This window comes from Acidovorax sp. NPDC077693 (assembly GCF_044542805.1).
In the GTDB taxonomy this organism is placed as follows: domain Bacteria; phylum Pseudomonadota; class Gammaproteobacteria; order Burkholderiales; family Burkholderiaceae_C; genus Acidovorax.
Window position 1 is genome coordinate 1 of sequence record NZ_JBITVD010000003.1, and the last position, 13,488, is coordinate 13,488.

Here is a 13,488-nt window from a genome sequence, read left to right on the forward strand (position 1 = left end):
TCAAGGACTTCATCGACGTGATGCTGGAAACCGGCACGCTGCCCGAGTTCGAATGCTTCGACGTGGGCATCGTGCGCTGCGTGGAGATGTATGTGCAGACCGGCATGTACACCGCGCGGCTGCCCGAATACAACTTCGTGATGGGTGTCGAGTCCGGCATGCCCGCGGACCCGGACCTGCTGCCCATCTTGCTCAAGCTCAAGATCAAGGACGCCCCCTGGCAGGCCACCGTCATCGGCCGCAGCGAGATCTGGCCCGTGCACCAGCGCGTGGCCGAGCTGGGCGGGCATTTGCGCACGGGGCTGGAGGACACGTTCTATCTGCCCGATGGCACCAAGGCGGATTCGAATGGGCCGTTGATCGAGAGGCTGGCGCAGTACGCGCGCAATGCGGGGCGGGAGGTGGCGTCGCCGCAGGAGGCGCGGGGGATGTTGGGGTTGGCTGGCGCGTAGCGCAGGCCACGCATTGCCCGCCTGTTGCGCGGTTTTGGCAGGCAGTTTGCGTCTTGCGCCTCCCCCACGGCGTTGGAGTAAGTCTTGTGCTCCGTGGGTCTGTTGCAATTTTCTATGATGGCTTACCTGCTTTTACAGGGTAGAGTGCCGGCGCCATCCCTCCAGGCGGCCTGCCGCAGGCCTTGTGCAGGCATGCCCGGCAGGCAACCCCCCATGAGCTTTCATTCTTCCAACAACGAAGGACTATCGATGTTGCGCCCCTGGTATTGCGCCCCATTTTTCGCTGACCCTCTCGGTGCACGCAGTGCATTGCGGCGCCTGGCGGCTGCAATGCTGCTGGTGGCCGCATTGCCGGCGGCGCAGGCGCAGACGATTACGGCAGGCGCGCTCGCGGCCGCAGCGATACCCGTCGACCACCCTGGCGCCTTGCTGCTGCTGGCGGTGGCCATGGTGGCCTGCATGGGCTGGATGGTGCGCACGAAAGGCCTCGTGTCCTCCGCCACCTTGCGCAGCGTGGCGCTGGGAGCCGTGGCCACGGTGCTGGGCGCCTTGGTGGTGTGGGGTGACGCTGTGCAGGCCCAGTTGCAGGAGCTGCAGGCTGCCTTCCACCAGGCGGGTGGAGAAACGCTCACGATTCCCGTGCAGTCCACGGGCACCACGCCCGGTGGCGATCCTTCGGGATTCCTGCCGGTGGTCTACACCAACCGGACAGCGTCCGGCTTGCGCATCGCCAGCATCACGCAGCCGAGCTGGAGCACCTGCTTTCCGCTGGGCATTCCGTCGCCCCTGCCAGTGACCCCGGCCCGCCCGGGCACCGTCTGTGCCGTTGGCACTGCACTGCCTGCAGGCGGCGCGTGCTGGGTCGATGTGGCGGCACTGTGCGCTGCTGCGGCCACCGCGGCGCAGGGCCATCAGTCCAGCACCTTGCTGGCCGATACCGTGTCGGCGGTGGCGGCAGCGCAGGCCACGGGCAATGTGCTGCTCAATGACCTGGACGCTGATGGCCCGCTGGTGCTGGCCAGCTTCACTTACCAGGGCACGCGGTACGCGGCCGGCACGCCGGCCACGGCGGCAGGGCTGGGCACGTTGACCATGCAGAGCAACGGCGACTACACCTTTGTGGCGGCCTCGCCGTTCACTGGCGCCAGCCCGCTGGTAGTGACCTACACCGTGCACACAGGCGCATCGAGCACGCTCAGCATCACCGTGAACCGTGCGCCCGTGGCGGTGAACGACGCAGTCTCCACCAATGCAAACACCCCTGTGACCGTCTCTGTGCGCGGCAACGACACCGATGCCGACGGTGACCCCCTCACGGTTGCCAGTGTGACGCCGGGCGCTCACGGCTCGGTGGTGATCGATGCCGTCACGAACAACCCCATCTACACACCCAACGCAGGGTTTGCCGGCAGTGACAGCTTCACCTACACCATCAGCGACGGCAAGGGCGCCACATCCACCGCAACCGTCACGGTCACGGTCAATGCGTCGGCCAATGGCGCGCCCGTCGCCAACAACGATGTGGCGACAGTGGATGAAGACAGCTCTGTAGTCATTGCCGTGCGCGGCAACGACACGGACACCGATGGCGATTCGCTCACGGTTGTTGGCGTGACTCAGGGCGCCAATGGCTCGGTGGTGATCGATGCCGTTACAGGCAACCCCATCTACACCCCCAACGCCGGGTTCACCGGTACGGACACCTTCACCTACACCGTCGACGATGGGCATGGCCACACGGCGACCGGCACCGTCACGGTGACTGTGAATCCCACCGTGAATCAGGCGCCGGTCGCTGCCAACGACACGGCCCTCACGCGCATGGACACGGCCATTTCCATTCCCGTGTCCACGTTGCTGGCCAACGACACCGATGCCAATGGAGACGTGCTGACCCTGGTGTCGGTACAGGCGGCAGTGAACGGCACGGTCAGCCGCATCGGCAACAACGTCATCTTTACGCCAGCCAGCGGCTTCGAAGGTGCCGCCAGCTTCACCTACACCATAGAGGATCCCTCCCGCGCCAGCAGCACGGCCACGGTCAATGTGACCGTCGGCTCGGCCACCACGCCTTCGTTGGTGGTTTTGAAGTCCCTGGTGGTCAATGCGCACGGCACTGGTGGAACCAGCGCCAGGTTCCCTATCACCACAACACTGGTGGACACGGATGGCTCCGAGAGCCTGTCGATCAGGGTGAGCAACGTGCCCACGGGTGTCTCGTTCAATGCGGGCGCCAACCTGGGTGGCGGCGTGTGGCAGCTTGCCGAGGCGGACCTGCCCAACCTGATGCTGAATCTTCCTGGCAGCTACACGACCAACGCAACCCACCTGACCGTACAGGTCACATCCACGGAAACCAACGGTGGCGTCACTGCGAGCGTGAGCAGTGTGGTGACGCTCAAGGCGGCCTACACAACGGTGGACATCACCACGACAGCGAGTGGCAGCTACACCGGCAGCTCTGCCAACGAATTCATCCAAGGTGGAAATGGCGACAACACCATCAATGCCGCCAATGGCAACAACATCGTCCACGGTGGTGACGGTGATGACAACCTCTCTGCCGGGAGCGGGTCCGACATGCTCTACGGCGGCAGCGGCAACGACACCATCAACGCCGGCAGCGGTGCCGACGTGATCTCGGGCGGTCCCGGCAACGACACCTTGATCGGCGGCGATGCCGGTGAAAACTTCGTGGACGTGTTTGTCTGGAGCCTGGGCGACCAGGGCGCTGCCGGGACTCCTGCGGTGGACACCATCCAGAACTTCGAAACGGCGGCAGCGGGCAGCAATACCGCGGGGGGCGATGTGCTGGACCTGCGCGACCTGCTGCAGGGGGAGCACGTGGGTCCATCCAACGGCGCGGGCAACTTGGCGGACTATGTGCACTTCGAGATCTCGGGGGGCAACACCATCATCCACATCAGCCACGCGGGTGGGTTTGCTGCGGATTCCCACTTCGTTGGTGCGGCCTATACCAGCGCCACCGAAACCCAGCAGATCGTTCTTTCGGGGGTCGACCTGCAGTCTCTCTACTCCGGCGCCACCACCGACCAGCAGATCATTACCCAGCTGCTGAACAACAACAAGCTCATCGTGGATTGATGGCGGCGAGCTGGCCGGGCCCGTATCTGCCGGACAGGGCATCCGCCCGGCTCCGATACAGCCACGGGTGGTGGTCGGCGGGGCTGCGGGTCCTTCGGCCCCCGGAAGCAGCCTGGCATCTGGACCTGCAGCCCAAGCGGCGGGCGTTGGCAGGCCCAACTTCCATCTTTTCAGGCCTCTGCCGCTGGTTTGCAAAGGAACGAATGCTATTGATTGGATAGTATTCGGTTTGCTCCGATGCCTTGGATATTCAGGGCAAGCCTCAGCACACCACCATCCCCATCACTGTCACCGTCTGCCCCGGCCAGCCAGGGGCGGCCAGCCAAAAAAAGCCAGGCAGCCACCACCATGTTGACCACCGCCCAGGCCATCGCGTTTCTTCTCACCGCCGTCATGCTCACAGCCACGCCCGGCCCCGACAACCTCATGGTGCTCAGCGTCGGCATGTCCAAAGGCCGCCGCGCTGGCATCGTGTTTGGCCTGGGTTGCGCATTGGGTTGCCTCAGCCATACCGTGCTGGCCGTCATTGGCGTAGGCGCTATCCTGGCCGCATCGCCAGTGGCCTTCACGGCGCTCAAGTGGGCGGGTGGTGCCTACCTGATCTGGCTTGGCACCCAGGCCCTGCGCCACGCAGGCGCTGTGCGCATCGAAGGCGCCCATGGCAGCTCCAGCAGCCAAACCGCTGCTGAATCGCTCGGCCGCACCTTCTCCAAGGGCCTGATAGCCAACGCCATCAACCCCAAGGTCGTGCTGTTCTTCCTGTCGTTCCTGCCGCAGTTCGTGGATGCATCGCGCGGCGGCATGGAGCTGCAGCTGGGCTTGCTGGGGCTGCTGTTCACGGCCCAGGCGGCGGTGCTGTTCGGGTTGCTGGGCTACTTCTCAGGCAGGGTCGGTGGGTGGATCCACCGCAAGCCGCGGGTGGGTGTATGGCTGGACCGGCTGGCGGGCACGGTGTTCATTGCGCTGGGGTTGCGGATGGTGGCGCGGTAAGCTCCAGGGCGGCGGACGCTTCACGCTGAAAGACGTGGTGCTTCCCGCACTGCGCAGCACAGCGCAGAGCAGGGCTGTGGTGGGTGTTCTCCACAACACCGAACCAGCGGATAGGCCAGTTGGTCGGTGATGCGTTTGGTGTGCCAGAAGCGAGTGCCTTCAGCTATCCGGTTCGACTGAAACACGGTCGATCAATAGGTGGGCTGAAAGTCTCGAAGGGCATCTCGGGCTTTTGCTTCCACAGCGAACCCCGCCCCGTACGTCGCCGCCAGTTCATCCGCCCGCTTCAGGAACGCCTCCATTCCCGTGCCGTAAACGAACTGCATCGCACCCCCCGTCCACGCCGGAAACCCGATCCCAAAGATCGACCCGATGTTCGCGTCATGCACGCTGGTCAGCACCCCCTCGGCCAGGCAGCGCGCAGTCTCGATGGCCTGGCGGTAGAGCAGCCGGTCCTGGATCTCCTGCACGCTCCATGCCACGCCGGACTTTTCGAACAGAGGTTTCAGCTCCGGCCACAGGTGCTTCTTGCCGCCTGCGGGGTAGTCGTAAAAACCGCCGCCACCCGCGCGGCCAGGGCGCTTCAGCTCTTTGACCATGCGCTCCACCAGCAGTTCGCCGGGCGTGGCGGTGTAGGTCTTGCCTTCCGCCGCGCAGTCGGCGCGCGTCTGGTCCAGCACGTGCACGCTCAAGGTCAGCGCGGTCTCGTCCAGCACGGCCAGCGGGCCCACGGGCAGGCCGGCCTGCAGGGCGGCGTTTTCAATCGCGGCGGCGGGGATGCCTTCGCCCAGCATGGCGGTGCCTTCCATCACGTAGGTGCCGAAGGTGCGGCTGGTGTAGAAGCCGCGCGCGTCGTTGACCACGATGGGCACCTTGCCCAGGGCCTGCACATAGTCGAACGCGCGGGCCACGGTCTCGTCGTCCGTCTGTTTGCCGCGGATGATCTCCACCAGCTTCATCTTGTCCACGGGGCTGAAGAAGTGGATGCCGACAAATTTCTCGGGGTTACTGCTGGCCGTGGCCAGGCCGCTGATGGGCAGGGTGGAGGTATTGCTGGCAAAGAATCCGCCGGGTGCCAGCTGCGGCTCGGCCTCGCGCGTGACCCGGGCCTTGAGGTCGCGGCTTTCGAACACGGCTTCGATGATGAGGTCGCAGCCCGCCAGGTCGGCTGCGCTGGCGGTGGGCGTGATGCGCGAGAGCAGCGCTTGCTGCGCCTCGGCCGTCATGCGGCCTTTGTCCACGCGGGCTTGTGCGAGCTTGGTGCTGTAGGCCTTGCCGGCCTCGGCCTTTTGCGCGCTCACGTCCTTGAGCACGGTGGCGATGCCCCGGCTGGCCTGGGCCCAGGCGATGCCGGCGCCCATCATGCCGGCGCCCAGGATGCCGACCTTTTGCGGCTTGTAGCGCGGGGCTGAGCCCGGGCGCGACTTGCCGCTCTTGATCGCGTTCATGTCGAAGAAGAACGTGTTGATCATGTTGCGCGCCACGGGGCCTGTCATCAGGCGGGCGAGGTAGCGGCTTTCGATGCGCAGGGCGGTGTCGTAGTCCACCATCGCGCCTTCGACCATGGCGGCGAGGGCCGCCTCGGGCGCGGGGTAGCGGCCACGCGTGGTCTTCTTGAGCATGGCGGGCGCCACCGTCAGGGCGCTGGCGATCTTGGGGTTGGCGGGCGTGCCGCCGGGCATCTTGTAATTCTTGTCGTCCCACGGCTGCACGGCGTGCGGGTGGGTGGCGATGTGGGCCAGGGCGGCCGGCAGCAGTTGCTCGCGCGTGGCCACCAGTTCGTGCACCAGTTGCAGGTCCAGCGCCTCGGCGGGGTTGAAGAGCTTGCCTTCCAGCACGTAGGGCTGTGCGCCCATCAGGCCCAGCAGGCGCGTCATCTTGGTCACGCCGGTGGCGCCGGGCATCAGGCCCAGCGTGACCTCGGGCAGGCCGAACTGGATCTTGGGGTCGGCCACGGCGATGCGGTAGTGGGCGACCAGGGCCACCTCCCATCCGCCGCCCAGCGCGGCGCCGTTGAGGCAGGCCACCACGGGGATGCCCAGGGTTTCGAGCGTGCGGAAGTGCGCCTTCATGCGCTCGATCTCACCGAACGCGGCAGGCGCGTCGGCGGGTGTCAGGCGCATCGTGGCCTTCAGGTCGGCGCCCGCAAAGAAGCTGGTCTTGGCGGATGCAAGGACGATGCCCTTGAGCGCGGCGCCCAGGCGCTCGCGGTCTGCCACCACCTGGGCGGTGACCTCGCCCAGCTCTTGCTGCCACTGGCGGCACATGGTGTTGACGGGCGAGTTGGCTTCGTCGAACGTGATGACGGCGACCTGGCCATCGACGCCCTGGCCGGCGATGAGTTCGTAGCGGATGGTTTGCATGATGTTCTTGTCTCCTGCCCGTCAATCAAATGCGTTCAACGATGGTGGCAATGCCCATGCCGCCGCCCACGCACAGCGTGGCCAGGCCGTAGCGCTGGCCCCGGCGGTGCAGCTCGTCGATCAGGGTGCCGAGGATCATCGCCCCGGTGGCGCCCAGCGGGTGACCCATGGCGATGGCGCCGCCGTTCACGTTGACCTTGTCGTGCGGCACGCCCAGCTCGCGCATGAAGCGCATGGGCACGGCGGCAAACGCCTCGTTGACTTCGAACAAATCGATCTGGTCGATGGCCATGCCCGCACGGGCCAGCGCCTTCCGGGCGGCGGGCACCGGCCCGGTGAGCATGATGGTGGGGTCGGCGCCGCTGAGCGCCGTGGCCACGATGCGCGCGCGCGGCGTGAGGCCGTGGGCCTTGGCGGCGGCCTCGTTGCCGATCAGCACGGCGGCGGCGCCGTCCACGATGCCGGACGAGTTGCCCGCGTGGTGCACATGGTGGATGCGCTCCACCTGCGGGTAGCGCTGCAGCGCCACGGCGTCGAAGCCCATGCCGCCCAGTTGCTCGAACGAGGCCTTGAGCGCACCCAGGCCTTCGAGGGTTGTCTTGGGCTTGATGAATTCGTCTTCCGCCAGGATGGTCTGGCCGATGAAGTCGCGCACGGGCACGACGGAATGCTTGAAGTAACCCGCGGCACGCGCCGCGGTGGCGCGGCGCTGCGATTCGAGCGCGAAGGCGTCCACGTCGGCGCGGGTGTAGCCGTCCAGCGTCGCGATCAGGTCGGCGCCGATGCCCTGGGGCACGAACAGCGTTTCCGAATTGGTGGCAGGGTCTTGCGCCCAGGCGCCGCCGTCGGAGCCGATGGGCACGCGGCTCATGCTCTCCACGCCGCCGGCCACCACCAGGTCTTCCCAGCCGCTGCGCACTTTTTGCGCGGCCATATTCACGGCTTCGAGGCCCGATGCGCAAAAGCGGTTGACCTGCACGCCCGCACAGCGAAAGTCCCACCCAGCCTTGAGGGCGGCCACCTTGGGCAGCACCGAGCCCTGCTCGCCCACGGGCGAGACGATGCCCATGACCACGTCGTCCACCGCGGCCGTGTCGAAGCGGTGGCGTGCCTGCAGCTCGATCAGCAAGCCGGTGAGCAGGTCGATGGGCTTGACCTCGTGCAGGGTGCCGTCCTTCTTGCCCTTGCCGCGCGGGGTGCGCAGCGCATCGAATACAAAGGCTTCGGTCATGAATGGTCTCCGGTGGTCGTCACAATGGGTGAATCGCTGCGGGGGGACAGCGGGTGTTGGTGGCCTGCACCTTGCACACGCCGGGGCGTGGGGCGCATGGGCCGCTCACACCACGACAGCACGCTCTCTGACGCGGGTGCAGCGGTTTTTGCACTATCTTTGTGGGGTTGTCATCTAAATTTCTGGCTATGAAATCAAATCCATCCTCCGCCTTGCAGCGCATGGTCCGTGGCGCTATCGAGTACGACGACACGCGCGAGGGCTTTGCGCTCGAGCACCACATGGCGCTGGCCGCATCCAGCGCGCTGGCGGTGTCGGCCTTCATGGCGCCGTCGCGCACTGCGGCCGCCGTGCGGGGCATCGGTGCTGGCTTGCTGCTGATGCGTGCGCTGAGCGGCAGCCAGGGCGTCCGTGCGTGGCTGAACGTGACCGACCGCCGCCCCGGTGCGCCGCTCAGTCCTGAAGAGGCACGCGCCGCCTGGTACCTGTAGGAGCGTTTGGCTCGCGCGGATACCCATTGGCCCTCCAGCCCAAGCAGCCGATCACGCTGAGCTGGTCGGAGCGCCGCGCGGGGCGTCGACCAGCTCAGCCTGACCAGCATGGGATGGCTGAACGCGAGGCCGAGGGCGCCAAGGGCGGTGCGGGGCGGGTTCACGTTGTCTTGCGCGTTGTGTCACTTGCCCAGGCCCATGGCACGCGCAATCACCTCTTTCATGATCTCGTTGGTGCCGCCGTAGATGCGCTGCACGCGCGCATCGGCGTACGCGCGGGTGATGGGGTATTCCCACATGTAGCCGTAGCCGCCGAAGAGCTGCACGCATTCGTCCATCACTTTGCACTGCAGGTCGGTGGTCCAGTACTTGGCCATGCTGGCAGTCTGGGTGTCGAGCTGGTCGCGCGTGATCAGCTCGCAGCATTTGTCGACGAACACGCGCGCCACCTGCACCTGAGTCTGCAGTTCGGCCAGGGTGTGGCGGGTGTTCTGGAATGAGGCCACGCTCTGGCCGAAGACCTTGCGGTCCTTCACATAGTCCACCGTCCAGTCGATGGCAGCCTGCGTGGCGGACACGGCGGTGATGGCGATCTGCAGGCGCTCCCACGGCAGCTGCTCCATCAGGCAGATGAAGCCACGCCCTTCCATGGCGGGGCCGCCCAGCAGGTTGTCGGCGGGCACCTTCACGTCGGTGAAGAACAGCTCGGAGGTGTCCTGCGCCTTCATGCCCATTTTCTTCAGGCGCTGGCCTTTTTCAAAGCCGGGCATGCCGCGCTCCACCAGGAAGAGGCTGGTGCCCTTGGCCCCGGCCGCCGGGTCGGTCTTGGCGACCACGATCACCAGGTCGGCGTGCCAGCCGTTGGTGATGAAGGTCTTGCTGCCGTTGAGCACATAGTGCGATCCGTCGGCACTCTTTAGCGCCGTGGTCTTGATGCCCTGCAGGTCGCTGCCGGCGGCGGGCTCGCTCATGGCGATGGCGCCCACCACCGCGCCGCTGGCCATGGGCGGCAGGTAGCGGCGCTTTTGTGCTTCGGTGCCGTAGTGCAGGATGTACGGCGCGACGATCTCGCTGTGCAGCCCGAAGCCGATGCCGGTGGTGCCGGCGCGCGCCAGCTCTTCCATCTGCGCCACCGAATAGAGCTTGTCGGCCCCGGCGCCGCCGTATTCCTCGGGCAGGCTCATGCACAGAAAGCCGTTGGCGCCCGCCTGGCTCCACACCTCGCGCGCCACGTAGCCCTGGTCTTCCCAGGCAGCGTGGTGGGGCACCACTTCCTTGTCGATGAAGCGGCGGAAGCTGTCGGCAAACGCCAGGTGGTCGCTCTGGAAGAGGGTGCGGTCGATCATGGCGGCGATCCTATTTTTGCAAAGTTACTGCTTGGTTAAATTCTGCCACTGTCCAGGCCCTGGCGCACCCCCGAATGAAAAAGCCGCCCGGGGGGCGGCTTTGGGGCGGCAGAGCCGGCGCGCGCCTACTTCACATAGTCCGACACCACCTTCCACTTGCCGTCGGTGATCTGCGACAGGCGCGACAGGTCGCTGCCCAGGCGCTTTTGCGGGCCGTAGGTGGCCTCGGCGCTGCCGAACATGTCGGGTGGGATGACCATCGTGTCCATGGCCTTGATGAAGCTGTCGGTGGTCAGGCCCGTGCCTGCCTTTTGCGCGGCCTTGATGAAGGCGTCCACCGCGCCGTAGCCGTAGACCGAGAACACGGTAGGGTCTTCGTTGAACTTGGTCTTGTACTTGTTGGCCCAGAAGCGGATGGGCTGGCTGGCTTCGTCCAGGTAGGGGTGCTGCACCGTCATGGTGGCGTACAGGCCGTCCATGGGCTTGCCGCCCAGCTTGTGGATGAGGTCGGTGTAGGCGGCACTGGACCCGAGGAAGGTGGGGTTGAAGCCCGTCTTGCGCGACTCGCCGATGGTGCCGATGGTCTCGCGGATGATGGTGCCCAGGATCACGAAGTCGCAGCCCGAGGACTTCATCTTGGCGACCTGGGACGAGAAGTCGGTGGCGCCGCGCTTGTACGAGGTCTTCTCGGCGAACTCCATGCCGATGGACTTGAGCGCCGCCTCGCCGCCGCGCATCACCTCCAGGCCGAACTCATCGTCCTGGTAGATGGTGCAGACCTTCTTGGCGTCTTTCTCCTTGATGAGCTTGGGGGCGGCCAGGCGGATCTGGTCGTAGTAGGTGGCGGCGAACGAGTACTTGAGCTTGTGGAAGGGCTCGTACATTTCGCGCGCGGCCGTCACCGGGAAGAAGTTGATCACGTTCTTGCTGAACTGCACCGGCATGGCGGCCAGGTTCTGCGCAGTGCCGATGTGCGCGATCATCATGAAGATCTTGTCCTGGTTGACAAGCTTTTGCGCGGCCAGCACGGCTTTCTTGGGGTCGTAGCCCGAGTCCTCCACCTTGAGGTCGAGCTTGCGGCCGTTCACGCCGCCTTGCTCGTTGGCCTCGTCCACGCGCAGCATCATGCCCAGCCGCACCTGCTTGCCAAAGCCCGCCAGCGGGCCCGACAGATCCTGGATGGAGCCCAGCGTGATGGTGTCCTTGCTCACGCCCTGGGTGGCCTGTGCATGCGCGGCGCCTGCAGCCAGGGCCATGGCTGCGAGGGCTGCGATGGGATGAAGTTTCATGGCACGTCTCCTTCGGTTGGATCGAACACGATCGCTCGTTATAGAACGATGCCCGGGGTGGGGCACCAGCACTTTCCCTATCTGCGGCGGGCCTGGGTGGCGGTGCGCCCTGGCTTCGACAGGCCCAGCCCGAACGGTCGGGGGTGTGCTCGCAAGCGCACCGCCGCATTCCCGATGCCTCCCACATGTCCCGTTCCGCCTGAGCTTGTCGAAGGCCCGGAGGCCGGGGGGCCGCTGCGCAATGGGCCCAGGCTTCGACAAGCTCAGCCCGAACGGTGGGGGGATTGCAAGGTCTTCGGGCTCAATGCACCAACCCGCAACCCCCACCCTTTCCGCCTGAGCCTGTCGGAGGCCGCCCCTACCGGTACATCGCCTCGATCTGCGCCGCGTACTTCTGCTGCACCAGCTTGCGCTTGAGCTTCATGGTGGGCGTCAGTTCTTCGTCCTCGGCCGTGAGCTGGGTGTCGAGCAGGAAGAACTTCTTGATCTGCTCCACGCGGGCGAACTGCGTGTTCACGCGGTCGATCTCGGCCTGGATCAGGTCCTGCACCTCGCGCGCGCGGGTCAGGCTGGCGTAGTTGGAGAACGGCACGTCGTTGTCCTGCGCAAACTTCTCCACGTTCTCCTGGTCGATCATGATGATCACCGTGAGGTAGGGCAGCTTGTCGCCGATGACCACCGCGTCCGTCACGTAGGGGCTGAACTTGAGCTCGTTCTCCAGCTCGCTGGGCGTGATGTTCTTGCCGCCGGCCGTGATGATGATGTCCTTCATGCGGTCGGTGATGCGCAGGTAGCCGTCGGCATCGATGGTGCCTACGTCGCCCGTGTGCAGCCAGCCGTCGGCGTCGATGGTCTCGGCCGTCTTCTCGCGCAGGTTGAGATAACCCTTGAACACGTTGGGGCCGCGCACCAGGATCTCGCCGGTGGCGGGGTCGATGCGCACCTCGTTGTAGGCCGCCGCAGGGCCGATGGAGCCGGGCTTGATGCGGCTGGCCGGCACGCCGGTGGCCGCGCCGCAGGTCTCCGTCATCCCCCATACCTCCAGCATGGGCACGCCCAGGGCGAGGTACCACTTCACCAGCTCGGGCGAGATGGGGGCCGCCCCCGTGACCAGAAAACGCGCGCGGTGGATGCCGATGAGCTTGCGCACGTTGTTCAGCGCCAGCCAGCGCGCCAGCTGGAACTGCGCCTTGAGCAGCCCGCCCACGGGCTGGCCGGCCAGCACCAGATCGGCAATGCGCGTGCCCACGCCGATGGACCACGCATACGCCGCCTGCTGCAGCGCGGTGGATTCCTTGAGCGCGATCATCACGCCCGAATAGAACTTCTCCCACACCCGCGGCACGGCGGTGAACACGGTGGGTGCGATTTCGCGCACGTTCTCGGGCACGGTGTCGGGGTTCTCGACGAAGTTCAGGCGCGAGCCGGTGTACAGCGAGAAGTACTCGCCCCCCATGCGCTCGGCGATGTGGCACAGCGGCAGGAAGCACATGGCCTCGTCCTGGTCGGTGCGCGAGATCAGCGTGTTGTAGCCGCGCACGGTGTAGGCCAGGGCGGCGTGCGTGTGCATGGCGCCCTTGGGCTTGCCGGTGGTGCCCGAGGTGTAGACGAGGATGGCCACGTCCTCGGGCTGGCAGGCCTGCACGCGGCGCATGAGCGCGTCGGGGTTCTGCTGGTTCCAGGCGCGGCCCAGGTCGCGCAGTGCCTGCAGGCTGATGACGCCAGGGTCCTGCAGCCCGCGCAGGCCTTCCATGTCGAACACGATGATCCTGCGCAGCAGCGGCAGGCCCGCACGCACCTCCAGCGCCTTGTCGAGCTGCTCGTCGTTTTCGACAAACAGCACGGTGGTGGCGGAGTCTTCGCTCAGGTAGTGCACCTGCGCCGCGGCGTCGGTGGGGTAGATGCCGTTGGAGACGCCGCCGCAGCTGAGCACGGCCAGGTCGGCCAGCACCCATTCGATGTTGGTGTTCGACAGGATGGATGCGCAGTCGCCGCGCGCAAAGCCCAGCGCCATGAGCCCGCCCGCGATCTCGCGCACGGCCTCGGCGGTCTGGTCCCAGGTCCAGCTCTTCCAGATACCCAGCTCTTTTTGCCGCATCCACACAGCCGGGCCGCGCAATGCCACCGCGTTCCAGAACATGGCGGAGATGGTGCTGCCGGCCAGCACGTCGGTGCCGGCGGGCTGGATGTGATCGAGGTCCCAGAGATTCGACATGTGGAC

At 66.1% G+C, this 13,488-nt stretch carries 9 protein-coding genes; 4 read left to right on the forward strand and 5 right to left on the reverse strand.

Features of this window, described 5'->3' with window-relative positions; all coding sequences use genetic code 11:
- The 3 genes from ACIGHN_RS04025 to ACIGHN_RS04035 all read left to right on the forward strand — a co-directional run.
- Positions 1 to 452 (forward strand): 3-keto-5-aminohexanoate cleavage protein (locus ACIGHN_RS04025; protein WP_396503375.1); only part of this gene is annotated, 452 nt, incomplete at its 5' end.
- Positions 453 to 665: 213 nt separating this feature from the next.
- On the forward strand, positions 666 to 3,557 hold the full coding sequence (locus tag ACIGHN_RS04030) for a midcut-by-XrtH protein (protein ID WP_396503376.1): 2,892 nt from the start codon (positions 666 to 668) through the stop codon (positions 3,555 to 3,557).
- A 348-nt stretch (positions 3,558 to 3,905) separates the two neighbouring features.
- Entirely contained in the window at positions 3,906 to 4,547 is a 642-nt protein-coding gene (locus ACIGHN_RS04035; RefSeq protein WP_056416660.1) for a LysE family translocator, read from the forward strand.
- Between the two features lie 191 nt (positions 4,548 to 4,738).
- Here the strand turns inward: ACIGHN_RS04035 and ACIGHN_RS04040 are convergent, their stop codons facing one another.
- On the reverse strand, positions 4,739 to 6,910 hold the full coding sequence (locus tag ACIGHN_RS04040) for a 3-hydroxyacyl-CoA dehydrogenase NAD-binding domain-containing protein (RefSeq protein WP_396503377.1): 2,172 nt from the start codon (positions 6,908 to 6,910) through the stop codon (positions 4,739 to 4,741).
- A 25-nt stretch (positions 6,911 to 6,935) separates the two neighbouring features.
- On the reverse strand, positions 6,936 to 8,141 hold the full coding sequence (locus tag ACIGHN_RS04045) for an acetyl-CoA C-acetyltransferase (protein ID WP_396503378.1): 1,206 nt from the start codon (positions 8,139 to 8,141) through the stop codon (positions 6,936 to 6,938).
- Between the two features lie 188 nt (positions 8,142 to 8,329).
- Here ACIGHN_RS04045 and ACIGHN_RS04050 point away from each other — a divergent pair, with 188 nt between their 5' ends.
- Positions 8,330 to 8,632 carry a hypothetical protein gene (locus ACIGHN_RS04050; protein ID WP_396503379.1) on the forward strand — a complete coding sequence of 101 codons (303 nt, stop codon included), beginning with the start codon at positions 8,330 to 8,332 and terminating at the stop codon, positions 8,630 to 8,632.
- Between the two features lie 182 nt (positions 8,633 to 8,814).
- Here the strand turns inward: ACIGHN_RS04050 and ACIGHN_RS04055 are convergent, their stop codons facing one another.
- The 3 genes from ACIGHN_RS04055 to ACIGHN_RS04065 form a co-directional block, all read right to left on the reverse strand.
- Positions 8,815 to 9,978, reverse strand: a complete 1,164-nt coding sequence (locus tag ACIGHN_RS04055) for an acyl-CoA dehydrogenase family protein (RefSeq protein ID WP_396503380.1) — start codon at positions 9,976 to 9,978, stop codon at positions 8,815 to 8,817.
- A gap of 125 nt (positions 9,979 to 10,103) precedes the next feature.
- Positions 10,104 to 11,267, reverse strand: coding sequence for an ABC transporter substrate-binding protein (locus ACIGHN_RS04060; protein ID WP_056416613.1), 1,164 nt, complete (start codon positions 11,265 to 11,267; stop codon positions 10,104 to 10,106).
- Positions 11,268 to 11,625: 358 nt separating this feature from the next.
- On the reverse strand, positions 11,626 to 13,482 hold the full coding sequence (locus ACIGHN_RS04065) for an AMP-dependent synthetase/ligase (protein ID WP_396503381.1): 1,857 nt from the start codon (positions 13,480 to 13,482) through the stop codon (positions 11,626 to 11,628).
- Positions 13,483 to 13,488 lie beyond the last annotated feature (6 nt).